This is a genomic window from Lysinibacillus sp. G01H, from assembly GCF_028872195.1.
Classification (GTDB): Bacteria; Bacillota; Bacilli; order Bacillales_A; family Planococcaceae; genus Lysinibacillus; species Lysinibacillus capsici.
The window spans coordinates 3,436,542-3,458,266 of the sequence record NZ_CP118397.1; the positions used below are offsets into that span (position 1 = coordinate 3,436,542).

19 protein-coding genes are annotated in these 21,725 nt (G+C 37.3%); 2 read left to right on the forward strand and 17 right to left on the reverse strand.

Going from position 1 to position 21,725, the window contains the following annotated elements:
- Positions 1–149 precede the first annotated feature (149 nt).
- The gene (locus PSR12_RS17425) at positions 150–1,235 is read right to left on the reverse strand and encodes a bifunctional 3-deoxy-7-phosphoheptulonate synthase/chorismate mutase (RefSeq protein WP_004226108.1); all 1,086 of its coding nucleotides are present in this window, start codon (positions 1,233–1,235) and stop codon (positions 150–152) included.
- A 173-nt stretch (positions 1,236–1,408) separates the two neighbouring features.
- Here PSR12_RS17425 and pilM point away from each other — a divergent pair, with 173 nt between their 5' ends.
- Positions 1,409–3,562: a pilus assembly protein PilM gene (gene pilM, locus PSR12_RS17430; RefSeq protein WP_274769941.1), complete on the forward strand. Its 2,154-nt coding sequence runs from the start codon at positions 1,409–1,411 to the stop codon at positions 3,560–3,562.
- A 53-nt stretch (positions 3,563–3,615) separates the two neighbouring features.
- Here pilM and PSR12_RS17435 read toward each other — a convergent pair whose 3' ends face one another.
- The 9 genes from PSR12_RS17435 to PSR12_RS17475 all read right to left on the reverse strand — a co-directional run bounded on the left by PSR12_RS17435 (position 3,616) and on the right by PSR12_RS17475 (position 13,590).
- A complete protein-coding gene (locus tag PSR12_RS17435) occupies positions 3,616–4,116 on the reverse strand; it encodes a YtxH domain-containing protein (RefSeq protein ID WP_257520362.1) in 501 nt (166 codons plus the stop codon).
- Between the two features lie 135 nt (positions 4,117–4,251).
- Entirely contained in the window at positions 4,252–4,755 is a 504-nt protein-coding gene (locus PSR12_RS17440; protein WP_004226103.1) for a DUF948 domain-containing protein, read from the reverse strand.
- A gap of 109 nt (positions 4,756–4,864) precedes the next feature.
- The gene (murC, locus tag PSR12_RS17445) at positions 4,865–6,178 is read right to left on the reverse strand and encodes a UDP-N-acetylmuramate--L-alanine ligase (protein WP_221681017.1); all 1,314 of its coding nucleotides are present in this window, start codon (positions 6,176–6,178) and stop codon (positions 4,865–4,867) included.
- Positions 6,179–6,407: 229 nt separating this feature from the next.
- On the reverse strand, positions 6,408–9,551 hold the full coding sequence (locus PSR12_RS17450; RefSeq protein WP_274769944.1) for a DNA translocase FtsK: 3,144 nt from the start codon (positions 9,549–9,551) through the stop codon (positions 6,408–6,410).
- A gap of 262 nt (positions 9,552–9,813) precedes the next feature.
- Positions 9,814–10,428 carry a YtpR family tRNA-binding protein gene (gene ytpR, locus PSR12_RS17455; RefSeq protein ID WP_221681019.1) on the reverse strand — a complete coding sequence of 205 codons (615 nt, stop codon included), beginning with the start codon at positions 10,426–10,428 and terminating at the stop codon, positions 9,814–9,816.
- 2 nt (positions 10,429–10,430) lie between these two features.
- A complete protein-coding gene (locus PSR12_RS17460; protein ID WP_221681020.1) occupies positions 10,431–11,249 on the reverse strand; it encodes a DUF1444 domain-containing protein in 819 nt (272 codons plus the stop codon).
- 70 nt (positions 11,250–11,319) lie between these two features.
- Positions 11,320–11,838 (reverse strand): hypothetical protein, encoded by a 519-nt coding sequence (locus PSR12_RS17465; RefSeq protein WP_221681021.1) that lies wholly within the window; start codon positions 11,836–11,838, stop codon positions 11,320–11,322.
- 94 nt (positions 11,839–11,932) lie between these two features.
- Entirely contained in the window at positions 11,933–12,454 is a 522-nt protein-coding gene (locus PSR12_RS17470; RefSeq protein WP_221681022.1) for a DUF84 family protein, read from the reverse strand.
- A 59-nt stretch (positions 12,455–12,513) separates the two neighbouring features.
- Positions 12,514–13,590, reverse strand: a complete 1,077-nt coding sequence (locus tag PSR12_RS17475; RefSeq protein ID WP_221681023.1) for a M42 family metallopeptidase — start codon at positions 13,588–13,590, stop codon at positions 12,514–12,516.
- Positions 13,591–13,754: 164 nt separating this feature from the next.
- Between PSR12_RS17475 and PSR12_RS17480 the strand changes: the two genes are divergently transcribed.
- Positions 13,755–14,069, forward strand: coding sequence for a hypothetical protein (locus tag PSR12_RS17480; RefSeq protein ID WP_004226089.1), 315 nt, complete (start codon positions 13,755–13,757; stop codon positions 14,067–14,069).
- Between the two features lie 52 nt (positions 14,070–14,121).
- Here the strand turns inward: PSR12_RS17480 and PSR12_RS17485 are convergent, their stop codons facing one another.
- From PSR12_RS17485 to pepV, 7 genes are all read right to left on the reverse strand, one after another.
- Positions 14,122–15,348: a carboxylate--amine ligase gene (locus tag PSR12_RS17485; RefSeq protein ID WP_066037570.1), complete on the reverse strand. Its 1,227-nt coding sequence runs from the start codon at positions 15,346–15,348 to the stop codon at positions 14,122–14,124.
- 128 nt (positions 15,349–15,476) lie between these two features.
- On the reverse strand, positions 15,477–16,340 hold the full coding sequence (locus PSR12_RS17490) for a YtnP family quorum-quenching lactonase (RefSeq protein WP_221681024.1): 864 nt from the start codon (positions 16,338–16,340) through the stop codon (positions 15,477–15,479).
- Positions 16,341–16,351: 11 nt separating this feature from the next.
- Positions 16,352–17,002, reverse strand: a complete 651-nt coding sequence (trmB, locus tag PSR12_RS17495; RefSeq protein WP_016991781.1) for a tRNA (guanosine(46)-N7)-methyltransferase TrmB — start codon at positions 17,000–17,002, stop codon at positions 16,352–16,354.
- A gap of 96 nt (positions 17,003–17,098) precedes the next feature.
- On the reverse strand, positions 17,099–18,028 hold the full coding sequence (locus PSR12_RS17500; RefSeq protein ID WP_274769951.1) for a diacylglycerol/lipid kinase family protein: 930 nt from the start codon (positions 18,026–18,028) through the stop codon (positions 17,099–17,101).
- Between the two features lie 3 nt (positions 18,029–18,031).
- Complete coding sequence (locus PSR12_RS17505; RefSeq protein ID WP_221681026.1) at positions 18,032–19,036, reverse strand: nuclease-related domain-containing protein; 1,005 nt, start codon at positions 19,034–19,036, stop codon at positions 18,032–18,034.
- 224 nt (positions 19,037–19,260) lie between these two features.
- Positions 19,261–20,115 carry a D-amino-acid transaminase gene (dat, locus tag PSR12_RS17510; protein WP_221681027.1) on the reverse strand — a complete coding sequence of 285 codons (855 nt, stop codon included), beginning with the start codon at positions 20,113–20,115 and terminating at the stop codon, positions 19,261–19,263.
- Between the two features lie 27 nt (positions 20,116–20,142).
- The gene (gene pepV, locus PSR12_RS17515; protein ID WP_004226076.1) at positions 20,143–21,549 is read right to left on the reverse strand and encodes a dipeptidase PepV; all 1,407 of its coding nucleotides are present in this window, start codon (positions 21,547–21,549) and stop codon (positions 20,143–20,145) included.
- Between the last annotated feature and the right edge of the window lie 176 nt (positions 21,550–21,725).

Consider the following 21,725-nt stretch of genomic DNA (forward strand, 5'->3'; position numbering starts at 1 on the left):
TATAGCCTTATCATACGATAATTTTCATATTATTTTCAAGAAGAACTACGTAAAAACCAAGTACTAATAGTCCTATTCTAGACATTATTTTGTCACGATATAACAAACACCGCCTGCCGAAGTAAGCAAGCGGTGTTCGCTGTTAACAATTAAGCATGAATTTCATGATTTTTCATGAATTTTTGTAGTGTTTCATAGAATGCGTCAAATGTTGGGATGTCCATTTGTTGTTGTGAGTCAGACAATGCAACAGATGGATCTGGATGCACTTCTGCCATGACGCCATCAGCACCGATGGCAATCGCTGCTTTTGCACATGGTAATAATAAATCACGACGCCCTGTTGAATGCGTAACATCTACGAATACTGGCAAATGCGTTTCTTGTTTTAAAACTGGTACAGCTGAAATATCTAATGTATTACGAGTTGCTTTTTCATAAGTACGGATACCACGTTCACAAAGGATAATGTTTTCATTTCCTTTAGACATAATGTATTCGGCAGCATGAATGAATTCATCAATTGTTGCAGCTAAGCCTCGTTTTAATAATACAGGTTTATTTGTTGCACCTGCTGCTTTTAATAATTCAAAGTTTTGCATATTACGTGCACCAATTTGGATGACATCAATATAATCCAATGCTTCCTCTAAATGACCTGGTGTCACGATTTCTGTAATAACACCTAAACCATATTCCTCGGACACACGTTTTAAGATTTTCAGACCTTCTAATCCAAGACCTTGGAAGTCATAAGGAGAAGTACGTGGCTTATAAGCACCACCACGAATTAACTTTTCGCCTTTTGCTTTAATAGAAGCGGCAACTGCTGCTACTTGCTCATAAGACTCAACCGCACAAGGACCGAATACGAAAGATGGTTTTCCTTGTCCAATTAATTCACCATTGATATTAATAATTGTATCTTCTGACTTCTTCTTACGAGATACAAGCAACTCTTTCTTTTTATCAGCTTCAAGTTGTTTTAAAGCTGTTTTAAAGATTTGCTTAAATATATAATCAACCGTCATTTGGTTTAATGGACCTTGATTGTGTTCTTTAATAAGATCAAGCATGTGTCTTTCACGCAGCGGATCATAGCGATTCACACCTTGTTTTTCTTTAATTTTACCGATTTCATCAACTACAGCTGCACGCTCATTAATTAGACGAAGAATTTCTAAGTTTAAACCGTCTATTTGACTACGTAAGCTTTCTAAATCTTTTTGGCTCATGCTTTCTTGCTCCTCTCCTCATGACAGACACTTTCAGAACTCTGAAATGTATGTTACATTTTTAGATAATAGCATTATTATAATCAATGTTGTTCAGAATGTCACGCATTTTTAATTTAGCGCTTCAACTCGCTAAATTATTTTCAAGTATGACGCGAAAGGAAGCGATTACATTGAGTTCTAAACTATTCGCACTTGATATTGGCACTCGCTCTGTGGTCGGGATTATTCTCCAAGAAGAAAATGACCATTTTCATGTGGAAGATATTTTAGTAAAAGAGCATAAAGAACGTGCCATGGTAGATGGACAAATACATAATGTCATGTATGTGGCAGAATTAATTAATGAAATAAAACGTGAACTTGAAGAGAAACATGGACCTCTCACAAAGGTAAGTGTCGCTGCAGCAGGTCGATCTTTGAAAACTGAACAAGCTAGTGTGACCATCAATATACGTAATCGACCCATTTTTACTGAAGAAGATATTAGTCGCTTGGAACTTCAGGCTGTTCAACAAGCACAGCAGCAACTCTTGCAACAAAAAGAGGATGCAAAAATTAGCCACTATTATTGTGTAGGTTACTCAGTCCTGTATTATCGCTTGGATGGCGAGGAGATTGGAAGCCTGTTGGATCAACAAGGGGATGAAGCCCAAATCGAAGTGATAGCAACATTTCTACCTCGGGTGGTGGTGGAATCATTGATTGCTGCTCTTAAACGAGCTGATTTAGAGATGGAAGCATTGACGTTAGAACCGATTGCTGCCATTAATGTGCTGATTCCTCCAACGATGCGTCGCTTAAATGTGGCACTTGTTGATATAGGGGCAGGGACATCAGATATTGCCATTACGGATAAAAGTACAGTTGTAGCTTATGGCATGGTCCCTACAGCTGGCGATGAAATAACAGAAGCTTTAAGCGACCACTATTTGCTAGACTTCCCTGTAGCTGAAGAGGCTAAACGTCAGCTACAAACCTCTGAAGAGATATTGATTCAAGATATTTTAGGCTTTGATCAGTTCTATCCCAAAGAAGAGGTTTTTTTAGCTATTGAGCCTGCAGTGAAACAGTTGGCGAAGTCTATCGGAGAAGAAATTTTACGACTCAATAACCGAATAGCACCCAAAGCCGTTATGCTGGTTGGTGGAGGTAGTTTAACACCCAACCTTACTACAGAACTAGGTCAAGTTCTAAATTTACCAGCTAATCGTATTGCTGTTCGAGGCATTGATGCTATTCAAAACTTAACAAAAGAAGAACATATAAAAGCCTCACCTGAATTAGTCACACCTATTGGTATTGCCATTGCTGCTAAAAAGATGCCGATTCAATATATGAGTTTAACAGTCAATAATCAAGTGGTACGTCTTTTTGAACTAAAAGAAATGACTGTGGCTGATGCCTTTCTAGCTGCAAATATTCGCGCAAAGCAATTATATGGAAAACCAGGACATGGGCTATCTATCAGTGTCAACGGACAGGACATTTTTATACCAGGCGGACATGGTCAGCCTGCTGAAATATTGGTAAACGGGCAACAGGCATCTACAAAAAGCCTGATTAAAACTGGAGATGCCATTCAGTTAATAGAAGGCCAAGATGGGCAACAGGCGACGGCTACAGTAAGAGATCTTATAGATGATGCAGCAATAAAGACAGTGACAATTCAAAACACCCAATATGTGATTGAGCCGAAAATTACTGTCAATAACTCTTCTGCATCACTCGATACCGTTTTAAATGATCGTGATATCGTCGTTTTTGATATTGCCGAAACAATTGAGGATGTCTTTAAAATCACTAATAATTGGCATTTGTTAAAACAATTTGAGTCCTATACGATTCAAGTGGATGGACAACCTTTATATTTACCAGAATTTTCCCCTCAGCTAATGATTAATGGAAAAGTAGCAAAATTGAGCTATGCTGTACAAAATGGAGATGTGATAAGCTTCCAACAACCATCTCTACCAACAGTACAACACATCGCAGACCAAATGAATCTTTTGCTAGAGGATAAAATCATTATTCATTTCCAACAGGAAGTTTTGGAACTAAAGAAGACTGCAAATGAAGCAATTGTTAATAAAATGGTTGTATCACCACAGTCCACTGTACACAATGGAGCGACTTTAATATTTAAAGAAAAGGATCGCAGTCGTTGGATTTATCAAGATGTTTTCCGATTCTCTAATTGGCAGCTACCAAGCAACTTTAAGGGGAATTTTACAATTTTAAGAAATGGCCAGACAGCGAGCTTTGATACAGAGATATTTGGTGGTGATCAATTAGAAATAATATTAGAATCTACACCTATCATTTAAAAAAAGGGATACGTTACAACTTTATCTTGTAACGTATCCCTTTATATTATGCATTATGCACGAACTTCTTCATTTGTTTCTTCTTTTTGATCTGCGTTTTCTGTCGTTTCTTCGGCTTTTGGTTCCTCACTTGGAATGTAATCCTCTAATGGTTCTTCCCCTTCAAAGGAAACCGTACCATCATCAAAAACAGTTGGTGCTTTTGCGGTTTTTAGTGTTTTTACTTTCTCTACTAATTGTGTAGATTGCTCTTGAATTTGTTTAGAAAGTTGAACTGTTTTATCTTTTGCAGTTGTCGAGAAGTCTGCACTCTTATCTTTTAGCTGAACAGCTTGTACAGCCACATCACTGCGTAAATCTTTTCCTGATTTTGGAGCTAACAGTAGACCTGCAGCAGCCCCTACGATTCCACCAACTAATGCGCCAATCACAAAATCCTTCATGTTAACACGCTCCTCTTCATAAATCGAGTCTTGTGGATGATAAAGCTGAGGCAAAGAACTTTCAAGCTGCTGTTCCTTTACTTCGTTAAAATTTGGCTTTTGAGTTGTCATGCAACAATTCCTCCCCATCTAATTATCAAATTTGTCTAGACTGGTTGTCCATCTACTTTCACAGATGCATCTTCAACTTATATGTCTAAGACTTTATTTTTATTCAGCCAGCATAGAATACTCACTGAATAATTATCATTTTTTACGACCCCATTTTCTTTTTGGTGTTTCTTCTACTTGCACAGTTTCAAATGCATAGGCATCTGGTGATACCGATTCCTGCTCGATGATTTTGCGTTTTTTCCATTTATCCGCAATCCCCATCGCAACGTTACTCCATTGTACAACTTGTGCAATTTTTTCTTCATTTTGTTCTACGCTTTTAGAAACAGAAGAAGTGATCTGCTGAACAGAATTATTTAAACCATTAACGGAGTCACCAATACCTTTAACAGCTTGAACAACTGAATTTAATTGTTCAGATTTATGTTGAATATCCTCTGCTAAGCTATTTGTTTTTGATAATAAAGACGTTGTTTCGCGTGTAATGCCTTCCATTTGGCCTTCAATCCCAGATAATGTCCCAGCTAAGCTGTTTAGGATGGATTTAAGCGAGAATAGTGTCATGCCCACGCTCACACATAAGATTAAAAAACCGATTGCAGCAATAATGGCTGCAATATACAAAATCACTTCCATAAGTTGACCTCCTGCTAGTAAATTGTCTTTACTATTACTTTCCCTATCTTCGACAAAAAAAACGGAATTCCTGCTTAAATTTGAGAAAAAACAGCTTAACCCCTACGGACTAAGCTGTTTCATTGTTTTTAAGCACGTCTTCAAAAGCATCTTGGAACTTGTGAACATCACCAGCGCCCATAAATAAGAATACTGCGCCATTATGTTTTGTTAATATATCAATTCCTTCAGTGGTAATCACTGCACTGCCTTCAATAAGTGACGCTAAATCATGAATAGAAAGTGCGCCTTGCGTTTCTCTCGCAGAGCCAAATATATCACATAAATAGGCTGTATCAGCAAGGCTCAAACTATCCGCAAAATCTTGTAAAAAAGCTTGTGTACGTGTAAATGTATGTGGTTGGAAAATCGCAACTAGCTCACGCTCAGGATATTTTTGTCGTGCTGATTGAATTGTCGCACGAATTTCCGTTGGATGGTGTGCATAGTCATCTATTAAAACATTATCCCCTATATTGGTCTCAGTAAAACGTCTTTTTACACCTTTATACGTGTGTAAACGCTCCTGAATAATATCTGGAGAAATGCCTTCATATTCACATAGCGTAATAACCGCCAATGTATTTAAAACAGCATGATCTCCAAATAATGGGATAAAGAAAGTGCTATAAAATTCATTACGTACAAAAACATCAAATTTTGTACCCTCAGTTGTTTTTTCAACATTACGTGCTTCAAAATCATTTTCGGCACCAAATCCATAATACACAACTGGTACTTTTGCTTGAATACGTTGAAGCTGTTCATCATCACCACATGCGATAATTGCTTTTTTCACTTGTAATGCTAATGATTGAAATGCAGAATATACGTCCTCTATATTAGCGAAGTAGTCTGGATGATCAAAATCGATGTTCGTCATCACAGCATAATCAGGATTATAGGCTAAAAAGTGACGGCGGTATTCACACGCCTCCATCACAAAGAAATCAGCATTTTCATGACCTGCCCCAGTACCATCACCAATTAAATAAGATGTCGGTTTATAGCCACCTACTACATGTGCCATTAAACCAGTCGTAGACGTTTTACCATGTGCACCTGTGATGGCAATGGATGTATAGTTGCCAATATATTCACCTAAAAATTTATGGTAACGAATGACTTCTACACCTATTTCTCGAGCACGTACTAATTCAGGGTGATCATCAGAAAATGCATTACCTGCGATCACTGTCATACCTTCTTTAATATTATCTGCATTAAATGTAAAAATTGGAATATTACGTTCACGTAACGGCTGCTCCGTGAAGAAATATTTATCGACATCTGAGCCCTGTACTTGTTCACCAGCATCAAATAAGATTTGAGCAAGCGAACTCATGCCAGAACCTTTAATGCCTGTGAAATGAAAAACTGTCATTAATTAAACCCCCCGGGAATTTCAATATCCCATCTATCATCTATTAGGTGTATCGTATTATTTCACGAATGGTTAGGTATTAATACCTTCACAAGTGTTAAAAAATACGTACTATTCAACACATCTTGTCTATTATAGCACTTTTTATGCATAAGGATAGATGTGTAACTTTTCTAAAAAAACTAAATTCGACGTAAATTAGATAATCTAGACGAAAACAATGCAATTCTTATTCAAACATAGTAATTAAATCTTCTTCGGTAATGTAACTTTCACGTGGCTTACTTCCTCTTGCTTCCGAAACAAAACCATGTGATTCTAACATGTCAATTAAACGAGCAGCACGATTATAGCCTATATGATACTTTCGTTGAATCAATGAGGTAGAAGCGCCACCTTGCTCATAGACAAATCGGCAAACATCTTCAAATAAATCGTCCTGTTCTGCCGACACCTCTGTTTTCTTTAATAATTCCTCTTGATCGAAAATATAATCAGGCTCACCCTGTTCACGAACATGCTCAATAATCGATTCAATTTCATCATCTGTTACAAAAGTTCCCTGTAAACGCACTGGCGCTGACATACCATTACCTAAATATAGCATATCCCCTCGACCAAGTAACCTTTCTGCTCCCTGCCCATCTAAAATGGTACGAGAATCAATTTGAGAGGAAACGGCAAAGGCAATACGTGTAGGGATATTTGATTTGATTAACCCTGTAATAACATCCACTGAAGGTCTTTGTGTTGCAACAATTAAATGGATACCACATGCACGTGCCTTTTGAGCAATACGGCAAATGGCCTCCTCTACATCTGCTGGAGACATCATCATTAAATCAGCTAGCTCATCAATGACAATTAAAATGTAAGGCAACTTCAGGCTATGTTCATTATTTTTATCTGCTATGGCGTTAAAACGTGTAATATCACGTGCACCTGCATGAGCAAATAGTTGATAGCGACGCTCCATTTCCTCAACTGCCCATTTAAGTGCAGCCGTTGCCGCCTTTACATCTGTAATGACAGGACTAACTAAATGCGGAATATGGTTAAAAGGCGCCAGTTCTACCATTTTAGGGTCGATCAGCATGAGTTTTAGCTCGTGTGGTGCAGCTTTATATAATAAACTAACCAAAATAGAATTAATACAAACGGATTTACCCGAACCTGTAGCACCAGCGATTAAGCCATGTGGCATTTTACGTAGATCTAACGTAACAGGCTTTCCAGTCAAATCAAGTCCTAATGCTGCCTCTAATGGTGAATCTGACTCAACAAAGGAGGGACTATTTGTTACCTCAGATAAGCGAACAGCTCGTGATACCCGATTTGGGATCTCAATACCGATCGAACTCTTCCCAGGAATTGGTGCTTGAATACGAATATCTTTTGCTGCTAAGGCAAGTTTTAAATCATCTGCTAAGTTTCGAATTTTACTAACCTTTGTACCATGGCTCACCGTTATTTCAAATTGAGTAACGGCAGGACCTTGCATAATCGATTCAATTTGTGCAGAAACTTGGAAATAAGATAGTGCTTCGACTAATGTGTCGCCCTGTTGCTCCATCCAATCCGTATCTTGTGTTTTTTCCTCTGGTGGCTCTAGGTATTCATCCGTAGGCTTTTGATAGACGTGAGCAAGCTTTGCTGGTAACTCAACTTCTACTTCTACTTCTACTACTTGATTCTCAACAGATTCTACTGGAGCATACTCTACAATTTCTGAAACGACTTCAGGTTCGATAGCTAGTTCTGGTTCTGACACTTGTTCCCGTTCTGAAGCTAGTTCAAGTTCTGGTTCTAACTCAAGCTTTGGCTCAATAGTTGCAGAAATTTCATCTGCAGTGGTTTTTTCAATTTCTATTCTTTCATTTGTTGAGATACTTGACATTGATGTAACAGGAGCCATTGTAATTACAGCAATAGGCTCTTCAGCATTGCTTTTTGTAGTGACACTTTCTACTTCATCTTTTATATCAAGTTGCACTGGACCATCTACTTGCAATTGAACATTCTCTGTCATATGGAAATCGTTGTCATCTTTTGATGGTGAAACGGACATTTCATTTGTTGTCATGCTGTCTAAGGACGATGATTTTTCTGGCATCACACCCACTAGTTTGTTTTTCTCTGTTTCCGGCTTGCTCTCTACACGTATAGGCTGATGAGCCATCTTTAATTGCTGTTGGATTCTCCATTTTTCTTTATCTGTTTTTAACATGAGTACATTAAATGGAATTCGACTTTTGTCTTCCCTCGATGCAGTATCAGGAGATTGGTCATCCATTGACGGTTGAACGACAGTAACTTCTCCAATATGGATCGTAGAATTTTCAATTTGTACTTGTTCCACAATCATTTCTTTGACATGGATTTCGGATTGATCTGCTGAAAGTTGTTGAACTGTTTGATCTTGAACAACAGCTTCCTTCTCTTGCCCTTCAAAATCCATAGCAAAAGAAGTCGTTTGAGGCACAGCTACATTTGATGACAAATTTTCCTTATCATCGTTCTCTTCAACCAACAGTTCTTCCTCAAAAATAATTGGTTCACTTACTGTCAAAATTTCTTTCGATTGAATAATCTCATGGTGTTCGGATACAACCGTTTGGTTTGTGCTAGCCGGCTCTTTTTCTTCTAGTATATTTTCATTGACCTCATTTGTTGTCGCTTCTTTTAAAGGCTTTGCAACAGTTACCTTTTCAACTAACTGTACATCGGTTTCTTGCTTCTCGTATTCCTCTTTTCTTTTATCTAATAATTCTTTGATGGGACTTGGTTTTGCAAAACCATAGACAGGTGAAGGCACATCTGTTGGAACAAATCGTTTGCGATTCTCAGGCATAATATTTTCAACTTTTTGTTCTTTTCGCTGACTCTTTTCTTTTGGTGCAGGTGCAGTCATAGGACTTATATTAGCTGTTTCATTTTGTGCATCACGAAACACTAAGCTTGCTCTTGAACGAAATTCTTGTTCTGAAGGCTGACTTTTCATCGTTGTTTTTCTACCTGTACGTTTAGAGCGATTTGCTAGTAAATCTCGAATTCCTGAAACCTCTACATCATAAACACTAGAATCGACAATATGATGATTTAAATGTTTTGGTAACGATAATTCCCCTATTTGTCCATATTCATCATCTTCCATTTGATCAAACATTTCTTTTGAGGACGTATAGGAAGCCTCACCTTCATCATCGTCAATCAAAGGAAAACGGAAAGTCTTTTGCTTAGAGATTGGTGGTTCTTTTTGTGTATGTAATTGCTCCGACTGAACTTCTCCATAATCCTCATAATATTCTTCATACTCATAGTTTTCATCTTCTTTATTAATAAATTTACTAATTTGTTTTTTAAACCAGTTCACTTCGTTTCACTCATTTCTCTTACACTTCATTTATAGCATTGTCTAGTTTTAAATTTATCAATAGCTCAATGTCTACATCAAAAAGCATACCATAAAAACGGTCTTGAAACTTGCATTTAGAGGCTCATTCTAAACAAAAAAATCGTTATGCTACTAGCATATTAGTAACATAACGATTTAGGGCATTTCACCTTGACACAAGGAATAATATCATGATAAAACCTTTAAATTTTAATAATTTCTTTTTTAAATAGGGAAATTTTTATTTAGTTGGTGCTTCAAAAGCACTACCTACTATAGCATCCTCTGGTAATACTAAAATTCCTTTTTCAGATGGTGCATTAGGAATCGCTAATTCACGCGCTGAACAAAGCATGCCGTAAGACTCAACACCGCGTAAATTCCCTTCTTTAATAAGCATTCCTGAAGGCATTACGGCACCAATTTTCGCAACAACTACCTTCTGACCTGCTTCTACATTAGGGGCACCACATACAATTTGTAGTATCTCATCTCCTACATTGACTGAACAGATACTCAATTTGTCAGCATTAGGATGCTTGTCCTTTGTTTCTACATAACCAACAACAAATTTTGGTGAAAAATCAACATCAAGATTAATATTAGCTCCATTTTTTTCGATTGCCACTGCTAGCTGTGCTACTAATTCTGGTGTCACTTCTACTAAGCCTTTAGCATCTGTTTGGATGTAACTGCTCGCATTAAATAAATTGAAGGCTTTAATTTCTCCCGTTTGAGCTTCTCTTAAAATAGCAATATCACCAGCACGTTCTACTTCTGTTTTCACAATGGCCTCCGTTGCTAGTTGAACTAGTAAGACATCTCCTACATGCTCTTTGTTGTAAAATACGTTCATTGTTATTCTTGCTCCTTTTTCACTCTGTTTTTTGCTAAGATAAAGATTGGTTCTAGTTCCCCATCTTCATAAATAAAAGATAATGACGTAATCGGTACAGTACCGACTGCAAAGAAATGCATTGTCATCTGTGCTAATACATCATACCCTGTTTCATTACGAATATCACCTATAATTAATACATCTTGATGAGGCACAGATAATGTCATATCGCCCTCCACTTGTGCCTGCATTTCTTTTAAAAAGCTCTCATTTAAAATACGGCTAGCATCATAGCCATCATTCACATTGACAAAATAAAAAATATTACCTGCTACCTCATCTTTTTTATAGGCGGTTGGTAGTTGTTTCACCGAAAAGCGTGCCATTTCTCGAATTTGTTCTACAGTTAATTGTAAGGCTTCTAGCATGGATTCATCAATAAAGCGATAGGTTTTACCTAAATCGAGTGCATAAAAAACGCGCGTTTCAGCTGTATGCTCAGTTGTAATAAAAGCATGCCCTTCTTTCGATTTCTGTGGATAAGAAGTGGCACGAATTACGGGATAAATCTGTGTAGTCGTTTGGAAACCCTGTTCTTTTTCTTGTACCATCGCATTAAAGGTTTGCTCAATTGTATATATAACTTCTTCAATCGCCGACTCTTGCTTCTCATTATATTTTGCTAAAATCCCAGGTAAGGAGAGCTCCATCCCTTTTTCAATCATCTTATGATTCAAGCGTAATTTATCGTACTTTTTATCAAAATGAAATTCATATTTCTCTTCAGTTAAATGCTTTTTTAATAGCTCGACTAGTTGTTCAGACTTCATTTGCTTCATCTTTTTCACATCCTAACTTCAAAATGAAACGGCTCACATGTTTGTGAACCGTTCTGTTCATTCCTTCTATTTACTTTATCTTAACCGAATGAACGATTTTCGTCATCTCACGCAAATTATTTTCAATTTGTTTAGCCTTTGAAATGGTTGTCATCTTCACACCACCACTACTTACAATGAGTTCCATTTCATTTTCTTCGTCCGTTTTTAGAACCGCTGTAAAGCCAAAACGACCATCCTTATCAAAAGTCGATTCCTCGATAATTTTGTCCGCATCATTTTCTTTTAAAAGACTATAATAAAGTTTACTGTCTTGTGCTTCACGATCATTGATAAAAAGAATGTAGCTTTCTTTTCCTTTTGAAATCACAATATTATAAGCATCTGAACTGTCTTCAATTTTAAAGTTTGAAGGTAAGTATAATTTGATATCCCCAATTTCTACTGTATGTTCTTCTGGCTCTTCAGCAAAAACCTTCTCCGTTAATTGGAGCCCATTAGCAATTTGATCATCAATAGATTGATTGCAGCCAGAAAGGACAAGAAGTAAAAGCATTAGGCCAATTGCTCTTAGCCATGAAAATAACATGTCTCTCTTCCTTTCACTACTAACTTTTTTCTATTTTAAAAAAATTATTCATAAGATGCAACCTAACTACCCTCTCGCCACTAATTCTTTTTAACTATTTTTGTGAAAATGTGAACAAATATTGACCAACCAAAAGCGAGACAATATGCTCAAACATCATCTGTCTACTCACTAAACCTTGCGTAAAAATACCTACAGCACCTGCACCCTGTCGAATATCTCGACGCTTTGTATATTGCTCCATAATCGGTCCAAGTTCTCCACCAGTTCTTATTTCCTGGGCAATTTCTTTTGGCAGAATAATTTGTGCGCCGGCAGCTGTAAACATTGTTCCGTCTGATACAGTTAATGCACCCCAGTTACAAACGTACATTTCATCATCGATTTCAGTTACGCCACCTTCTAAGCCAAATGATAATTCTGCATCCGTTAAAATCAATGCGTTTTTAGCACGATTCATTGCTCCTAATCTAGTTTCTTCATTACTTATCGGTTGATCTGATACTTCAGAAGCAGCTTTGACATGAGTAAAGAGAGAATCCTCAAAGTATTTGCGAACAATTACTTCAACTGCGTCTGTTTTGGCTTTATTGGTTGTGCCAATTGCTATCTTCATTTAATCCCTACTTTCTTTCCATAGAAAAAGATGCCTCTAAAAGGCATCTTCCTAACTTCTTATACATTAGCGTGAATTGTCTCCAATGTCGAACGATCTGCTTTTTTTACTAATTCAACAATTAATGCTTTGGCAGCTGCATAATCATCAATGTGAATAATTGACGCTGATGTATGAATATAACGTGAGCATACACCAATAACTGCACTTGGAACGCCATCGTTTGCCGTATGCACTCGACCAGCATCTGTTCCACCTTGGGAGACAAAGTACTGATAAGGGATATGATTGGATTCGGCTGTATCTAAAATAAATTCACGCATACCTCGATGTGTTACCATTGTACGATCTAAAATACGAAGTAAAGTACCTTTGCCGAGCTGTCCAAATTGACTTTTTTCACCTGACATATCATTGGCAGGAGAAGCATCTAGTGCAAAGAATAAATCTGGTTTAATCATGTTTGCTGATACTTGTGCACCGCGCAAGCCAACTTCCTCCATTACATTTGCACCTGAGTATAAATGTGAGCCTAATTTTTCGTGCTGTACTTCTTTCATTAATTCAATCGCTAGACCACAGCCATAGCGGTTATCCCAAGCTTTAGCCATAATTTTCTTCGGATTTGCCATTGGTGTGAATGGACAAATTGGTATGATGGATTGTCCAGGACGAACACCCATAGACATAGCATCTTCTTTATTATCAGCACCAACATCGATAAGCATATTTTTTATATCCATTGGCTTCGCTCGTTCTGCATCTGTTAATAAATGTGGTGGGATGGATGAAACTACACCAGGAATTGCCCCATTTTTCGTATATACTTCTACACGCTGTGCAAGCATAACCTGGTTCCACCAGCCGCCCAATGTTTGAAAGCGGATCATTCCATTATCTGTGATAGAAGTAACCATAAATGCAACCTCATCCATATGACCAGCAACTAATATTTTCGGTGCATCCGTAACATCGCTGTGCTTAACACCAAAAATACCCCCTAAATTATCTTGAACGATTTCATCCGAGTACTTTTCTAACTCAGAACGCATGAACGCACGTACTGCGTGTTCATTACCCGGAGCGCCTGGTAATTCTGTTAATGTTTTAAATAATTGTAATGTGTCCTCATTCATGATGACTCTCTCCCCACGAAGTAGAATATTCTTCCTTGCCTATTGTAACACAATTATTTCCGAATTCGAAATATTGATACATTTCCTAAATCCGCTAATTGTGAACGTGCATTCACTCTATAGGCTATGCTAAAATAAAGGTATAGAAAAAGGAGGAAAAAAGTATGAAATTACGTGATTTTTTAATTGGTGTCGCAACTGGCTTAGCTGCCGCAGTCATTATTAAAGAAGCTAGTGAAAAAGTTTCTCCGTTCGTACCTGCAGGACAAGTACTTGAAAACATAAAAAGAGAATTTAAAAAGGATTCGCCGATTGATGGTTCTTGGATTTTTATGAAAACTGAAGATTTCACAAACGGTATTATTACCATCCCAGTATATCGTGGGGGGATCTCGCGTATGCATGAAGGTGAGATGCAGACATTCGAATTTGCTGCCGATGCACGCTCTGGTGTTGTCGTGGAACTAACAGAAGTTTAATTATGTATATACAATAGAAGCCATCTCATAAAATGGAGATGGCTTCTCTATGTTATTCGGATAATCCTTTATTATTAAAGTACTTTTTATACTTACGATAATAATTTAAATTATTGAGTGTTAGTTTCACCCAACGCTTCGCATTCATATCCTCATTAAAGTAAAGAGAATTTGTGTATTTACCCTCACTAATTAATTTTTTTGCTTCTAGTTTGAGCTTTTCATTGGATGCATATTTGAATAATACACCTTTAGGAATAATCATCCATAAATGCTTGTCCTGCACATATGTGACTTCTTGCTCGATATTTAACATATGGTCATCCGCAACATACTTCATTAAATTATGCCCACTTGCTGTTACATAATAGCTAGAACGACCATTACGTAAATTGATTTCAAAAAGTTTATATTGCTTGTCTCGAATATCATATTTCATATCAAAATTCGCAAAACCTGTATAGCCAATGTCTTCTAGGAAGAAACGTACTTGATCCATTAATTCTTTATCATAGGTTGTCACGATGGCTGCATAACTTCCGATTCCTTCAGGAGAATGTTCTTCTAGAATAGGGTTACCTAGACACATCAGCTTCACTTTTCCATCCTTCCCTACATAGGCATTTAACACACGCATATAGGAATCATCCCCAGGAATAAATTCTTGAATAATCATTGTATCCTGATAAGTAGAGCTATAAATAGCTTTTAATATAGCCGTTTTTTCCGCTTCATCATGTGCAACAAATACTTTTTTCTTCCCAGGGAATTTACAAGCCCAATACTCTACAGAGTTTGAAGCCTTTAAAATAATAGGGTAAGCAAATGGTGGTGTAAAGTTTTCATAGTTGTCCGCTGTCACCGTTGTTGTACCTGGATATTTAAAATTATATTGATCACACATTTTATAGAAATTTTCTTTCAATAAAATTTCGTCCATCAACGATTCATCGATATAAGGTACGGTAAAATGCTCTTGTAACGCTGGTTTATTTTTGATGATCAGCTTGGCATAATCGTCCCCACATGCTAAAAGTAACAGTTTTTTATCAGCATATTTTTTTGCAACTTCTGCAAGGGCAGGTGCAAAAACATCTTGTTCATTTAAACGGTCTATTTCTTGAAATTGTAGGATATGGCTATCTTGTGTTGCTGTTAAATGAGAACGTCCTAAGACAAGTGGTTTTATACCATATGCTTCATAAAACGCACGTGCCATTCCATATGCATTCATATCTGATCCAAGTAAAACGGGTAAAAATGGTTGTTCAGTTGCCATGTTTATTTCAACTCTCTTTTGTATTTTAGTATCGTGTTAAGTGTATCATATTTTCTATCCTGTTCACGAACAAAAACGCGAGGTATTGACATTTTATATGCCAAAATACCTCGCCTTTGCTTGCTCTATTAAAATGTAATAACAGCTTGTCTACTACGCTCTAATTTATCCACAATCTCTTTACCTGACTCATCCCATCTAATCATACGGTAATAAGCATCGTGATAGAAAATAAAGCCATAGTTATTTGCAAGGGCTTCCTTCATCAGTCGCTCCTTTGCAAATACACTTGTCATTGGATAATCGTCATAGGCTAATACCCATAATGGATTTTGATGAGCATGAGTCGGCATAATATCTGCCATATGCAATAACACTTCATCATTTTGCGTTAGCTTAATGACAGCATGTCCCTCACTATGACCACCAGTATGAATCATTTCGATTCCAGGTACTACTTCCAATGACTCTTCGTAGGTTTCAACTAAATGCTGAACTGGCTCCCAATTTTCTTTCCAATAAGTATTTTTAGAACGGATATTGGGGTTACGCATTTCATCCCATTCAATTTTCGTTACAAAAATCTTGGCATTTGGGAAAGTCGGTACAAGTACATCCCCTTCCCACTGCGTTAATCCACCAGCATGATCAAAATGTAAATGCGTCATTAACACTGCATCAATATCCGCTGTCGTTAATCCTAACTCTTGTAAGCTATCTGCTAACGAAGATTCTTCTGTTACACCAAAGTTTCGTAGTTGCTTTTCATTTAATTTGTTAAAGCCAACACCCGTATCAATAAGGTAGTTTTTGCCCCCAAATTGAATAAGGATAGGTTCTGTTGGCAATTCAATTTGGTTTTTTTCATTGACTGGATATTTGCGGGACCAAAGAGGCTTTGGTACAACACCAAACATCGCACCACCATCTAGGCACGTAACACCCCCGTTTAGCCATGATAATGACATATTGTGAAACTGTAACTGATCCATCCATATTCCCCCTACAATTTAGTGATAAATTGCGATTCTAAGCGATAAATCGGCTGCCCCTTCGCAGAAAACTTCTCTTCATATTCCGTCATCACATTATCCTCTGGCATATTTGCATGCAGGTCGAGAGATACATACTTTAATAACATCCCATATTCAGACATACTGATTAAAGAATACTCGAAAAGACCTCGGTTATCTGTTTTAAAATGGACTTCCCCATTATCCACTAAAATCGACTCATATAATTTCAAAAAATCCCCGTGCGTTAAACGTCTTTTTGCATGTCTTGTTTTTGGCCAAGGATCTGAGAAATTCAGGTATACACGTGATACATCGTTTTTGTCAAAGAATTTATATAAATCTGCGCCATTTACTTTTAGTAACCGTAAATTCGCTGGAGATTTTGCCTCTAGCACTTTTTCTAGTGCACAAACAATCACACTATCGTAAAGTTCAATGCCAATATAATTGATTGTTGGATTTTGCAAAGCCATACCGGTCACAAATTGTCCTTTTCCAGACCCTACTTCAATATGGATAGGGTTGTCATTGCCGAAAACAGCCTGCCAATTTCCTTTAAAGTCTTCAGGATTTGGAATAATCACCTCTGGGTGATCTGTAATCATTTCCTCTGCCCAAGGCTTATTTCTTAATCTCAATGTTGTTCCTCATTTCTTTCTTATGAAATTATTGATTTTTTTATAGTATAACGTATTCCCTTATAATTCGCATGAAATTATTGCACCATGATATTTTTATAAATCCTTAACAATAACCTGCCAAGCATTTTTCTGTATTGTACAATGGATATTGGTCTCTTGATTGACAATGCCAATATAATTACCATCCGTATGGCAGTCAACCTTATCTGCTACGATAAGTTCAAAGACCTGCCCCTGTAAAAAAGTAACTTCCTTAAATTTTGTATGCTTTTCAAAAAACACAGTGACAAATACAAGTAATAATTTGATACGAGAAATATCATGTACAATCGTGATATCCACTTGCCCATCATCTGCTTTTGCGGCAGGTGATATTTTCATGCCGCCTCCAAAATAAGGTTGATTACTCATCGCCACAAACCACGTCTGCTGAAATTGCCATTCCTGTTCCCCTGAACGTATCGTTATGTCAAAGCGTTCAAAGCGAAATAACCCTCTAATTACAGCGACAGCATACGAAAGTTTGCCTAGTCTAATCTTATTGAGATAAAACTTAAGACGAGAAGTGTTAATTGATTTTGTCACAAAGGCATCAAAGCCTATGCCAGCATTATTAACAAATATTTCCTTTTGTTGATTACCAATATGAACGATCCCTGCATCCATTCTTACATTAGCCAAGGTAGTCTTTACATAATCCTCGATTTGCTGGGCATTGGAAAAGGTATGAAAATAACGTGCAAAGTCATTACCAGAGCCAGCACGAACTACACCAATTATGATGTATTTATTATGTATAACACCACTAACCACTTCATGAATAGTGCCATCACCGCCAACAACGACAAGCAATTTTTTCTCTTGTTGCTGGTGTGCCCATTGTTGAGCGATTTTCTGTCCATGTCCTGCATATTCAGTAAAAGCCACTTGGTAGGAAATCGTTAGTTGCTCTTGAAGTTGGAGCCAAACTTTTTTTCCTTTTCCATTCCCAGCAGCCTCATTGACAATAAATAGAATGTTCATAGATCATTCCTCTGTTGGCTGAGATGCTTGCTGCCAAATATCTCGGTTAAAGGAGGTGGTTTGGACCGTATTTAAAATTGTCTGCGCAGCTCGGATTTGCATATGCTTCATAGGAGAGGAAACTTTTCTTAAATGCTCTATCCATTCATGATAATTTCGACGATCAACAAAGCGAACCCCAAATGGTGAACCAGGATAATCAAAATAACCATTACGAGATAGCACAACCTTACGGATGGGCATATCAATATCCTCTTGTTTAAATAATTGCGACAGTACCGATTCCATCCGCCCTAAGTTAATTGTTGGATTCAGAACTTTAGAATCCTTCGTCCCTACTTTTTTAATCCAGAAGCGATCACTGCCACCTACATATACAGCTTGATTTTCAGCCTCTAAGACCGTAATACAAATACACTCTGTCGGCGACATTAACACTACATCTAGCTCTATAGGTGCTTTTCTAATTTGTAGTATTGGATAATAAAACAACAGATAATTATCTGGCAATGTTTGCAATAGCATACGGAGCAATGAGTCACGCATGAAGCGAGGATCTACATATGATTTTTCCCGTAATGTTGAACTGGCCCATTTCATTTGAAAATGAAAGAACTGATCAATAAACATTCGTTTCAACTCATGGATGGATTGTGGTGCATACACAATTTTAGGTTCAAATGTGAGCGTCGTTTCTTCTTCAGGAATGATATCCTCATCGCTAACAAGCTCATTTGATATTTCTACTTCTTCCACATCCTCCGTTGTTTCCTTTTGACGTCCAGCAAATAATTTTTTTATGAAGGAAAAACGTTCTTTTTCCTCGTAAGCCTCCGCTTCAGCCTCATTGTCGACATGTTGCCACTCGCTAATATCTTCTCCCAATTCCCACTGTCGCTTAATGCGCTCCCATTGGTTTTTCTTCAAGCGCACAAATTGTGTTGGGTATCTCGCTAAATCAATTTGATAGCGTGAAATGTAATCTTGTAATTTCACCAATTGTGCCATGTAAAGGTCACTCCATTCTTACTCACCATATCTATAGTTCTCTTTTATCTAGATTGCTTTGGTAGAAAAAAGAGGCATTGTATTCAATACATCGACAATTATTCTACAAATTTCAATCTGTAAAATTATTCATTACTATCCTTTTTATTTTACATGACGATACCAAACATTACATCCATAAAAAAGAGAACTACCCTTATCGATAGTTCTCTTAAACGGTTCTTTTATTTTGTATTCAAAGAAAGTGGTAATTTCGCCTCAAAAGCTTGTTGCAATTTACGCGTCCATTCACCTGGCACTCCAGTACCGATTTGGTTGCCATCCACATCAATAACAGGAGTAACTTCTGAAGATACAGAGGATACAATGATTTCATCCATTGTTAATAAATCAGCTTTTGTCATTGGTTCTTCAACGACAGGTAAACTAATTTCCTCTGCACATTTTAAAATGACCTGACGAGTAATACCGTTTAAAATGAAGTTATTAGCTGGGTGTGTATAAAGCTTACCATCTTTAATCCCATAAACATTTGCTGATGAACATTCTGTTACGATATCCCCTCGATGTAAAATTGCTTCGTAACAGCCCTTTTCAGCTGCCTCTTGTTTTGCTAATACTGCACCAAGTAAGTTTAAAGATTTGATATCACAGCGCAACCAACGAATATCCTCTACAAACGTAGCCTTAACCCCTTTTTCAAAGTTTTCATATGCACGTTCACCAGCTTTCACATTACCTGTTAATACAGCTGGGACACTCGCATCTGGGAAAACGTGATTACGTGAATTGGCACCACGTGTAATTTGGAAATAAACATGCCCTGTACCAAGATTATTTTTTTCAATCAGCTCATGTAATAATTTGTGTAAAACGTCTTTTGTATAAGGAATAACAAGACGAATTTTTTCGGCGCTTGCATAGAAACGATCAATATGCTCTTGTGCTGTAAACATATTTCCGTTATACACTTTGATTACTTCATAAATGCCGTCACCAAATTGATAGCCTCGATCTTCTGGTGATACTGCAATGGATCCTTCTTCAACAATTTGATCATTCCATAATGAATATGCCATGTTTTGTTCATCCTTTTCGTCTTTGAGTTATTTTTTTCCTGCAAGTTCAACAATTGCTTCAGCATAAATTGCCGCTGCTTTTACGAGGTTTTCAACGACAACAAACTCATCCGCTCGATGCGCTACATCTGGCTCCCCTGGGAACAACATGCCAAATGCCACGCCTTTTTTCATCACACGTGCATACGTCCCACCACCAGTTGATAATAAAGGTGTTTCTGTATCTCCCGTTTGACGTCTATATATAGCTGCTAATGTCTGGATGAATGGATCATCTTCGCTGACATAATGTGGCTTGGAGTCGTCTTGTATGTCTAGAGAAAACCCTTTTTCTACCGTTAAGCGTTGTGCTGCTGTTATTTTTTCATCGAACGGATAGGAAACTGAATAGCGCATACTAATTACTAAACTGCCACCTTTATGGACATCATAGCTTACGATCCCTGGATTTAATGTTGTTGGTCCTGACATTGTATCCTCAAACTGCAGATCGAGCTGACTACCATAATGATCCTGATAAAAAACATCTGCAATAAAGTCGACAAATTGTTTACTTGCTTCTGTCGTCAACTCTTGTTGTAAAAATGCTGCAAGATAAACAGCTGCATTGATACCTTTATCTGGTTCCATTGCATGGGCTGCTTTACCTTTGATAGTTATTATATAGCGAGACTCCTCCATTAATAAAGAGCCTTCTAGCTGATTTTTGCTTAAAAATGTTTGAAAATTCTGTTCGAATGATGCTGTTACATGCTGAATCATTGCTTTTGCAAAATCAGGTACCATATTTGAGCGCTTTCCTGCATTAAATAGTAGTAGTTGTTCTTTCGTTGCATCACCCACTTTATTTTGAGAGAACACAAGCTCTGCAATGCCTTTTTCTGCATTGATGAGCGGGAAATCTGCATCTGGTGCAAAACCAATTGTCGGCATTTCCTCCTGTTTAAAATAGTGGTCGACACAGCGGAATCCTGTTTCTTCGTCTGTACCAATAATCATTCGTACTCTTTTTTCTAACGGAATACCTGCATCTTTCACAAGTTTCATGGCCATCCATGCCGCAATCGTAGGCCCTTTATCGTCAATCGCACCACGTGCAAATAATTTACCATCAGCTACTGTGCCGCTGAAAGGAGGGTAAGTCCAATCTGCTTCTTCTCCAATTGGGACAACATCAACATGACATAAAATACCAAGTAAATCTTCACCAGTTCCCATTTCAATATGTCCAGCATAATTATTAACATTTTTCGTGAGCAGGCCTTCTTTTTGACCTTTTGCTAGTAACCATTCAAGCGCTTGAAGTGGACCATCTCCAAAAGGTACTTCAGTAGTTATTGTATCCTCATCGAGCACACTATTTATTTGCACAAGCTCCTGTAACTCTTGTATTAATTCGTCTTGCCTTTCTTTTGCAGCTTGTAACCAATCCATACCATGTACCTCCTTCAAAGTATTAACATTATTCTACACCTTACAACATATATGACAATCAGCTTTCTGACAACTATTTTTAGTAACTTCTACTGTCACTACCATATATAGCACGTTTTTCACGTATTCCCACAAAATACAGTATAAATTTTATATATTAATTGTAAATTTCTCTT

Coding starts and splice junctions, on each gene's coding strand:
- PSR12_RS17425 (WP_004226108.1), bottom strand. CDS start 1,235: ATGAGCCAAAAAGATTTAGAAAGCTTACGTAGTCAAATAGACGGTTTA.
- PSR12_RS17435 (WP_257520362.1), bottom strand. CDS start 4,116: ATGACAACTCAAAAGCCAAATTTTAACGAAGTAAAGGAACAGCAGCTT.
- PSR12_RS17440 (WP_004226103.1), bottom strand. CDS start 4,755: ATGGAAGTGATTTTGTATATTGCAGCCATTATTGCTGCAATCGGTTTT.
- murC (WP_221681017.1), bottom strand. CDS start 6,178: ATGACAGTTTTTCATTTCACAGGCATTAAAGGTTCTGGCATGAGTTCG.
- ytpR (WP_221681019.1), bottom strand. CDS start 10,428: ATGAACGTATTTTACAACAAAGAGCATGTAGGAGATGTCTTACTAGTT.
- PSR12_RS17460 (WP_221681020.1), bottom strand. CDS start 11,249: ATGAAGCAAATGAAGTCTGAACAACTAGTCGAGCTATTAAAAAAGCAT.
- PSR12_RS17465 (WP_221681021.1), bottom strand. CDS start 11,838: ATGTTATTTTCATGGCTAAGAGCAATTGGCCTAATGCTTTTACTTCTT.
- PSR12_RS17470 (WP_221681022.1), bottom strand. CDS start 12,454: ATGAAGATAGCAATTGGCACAACCAATAAAGCCAAAACAGACGCAGTT.
- PSR12_RS17475 (WP_221681023.1), bottom strand. CDS start 13,590: ATGAATGAGGACACATTACAATTATTTAAAACATTAACAGAATTACCA.
- PSR12_RS17480 (WP_004226089.1), top strand. CDS start 13,755: ATGAAATTACGTGATTTTTTAATTGGTGTCGCAACTGGCTTAGCTGCC.
- PSR12_RS17485 (WP_066037570.1), bottom strand. CDS start 15,348: ATGGCAACTGAACAACCATTTTTACCCGTTTTACTTGGATCAGATATG.
- PSR12_RS17490 (WP_221681024.1), bottom strand. CDS start 16,340: ATGGATCAGTTACAGTTTCACAATATGTCATTATCATGGCTAAACGGG.
- PSR12_RS17500 (WP_274769951.1), bottom strand. CDS start 18,028: ATGAACATTCTATTTATTGTCAATGAGGCTGCTGGGAATGGAAAAGGA.
- PSR12_RS17505 (WP_221681026.1), bottom strand. CDS start 19,036: ATGGCACAATTGGTGAAATTACAAGATTACATTTCACGCTATCAAATT.
- dat (WP_221681027.1), bottom strand. CDS start 20,115: ATGGCATATTCATTATGGAATGATCAAATTGTTGAAGAAGGATCCATT.
- pepV (WP_004226076.1), bottom strand. CDS start 21,549: ATGGATTGGTTACAAGCTGCAAAAGAAAGGCAAGACGAATTAATACAA.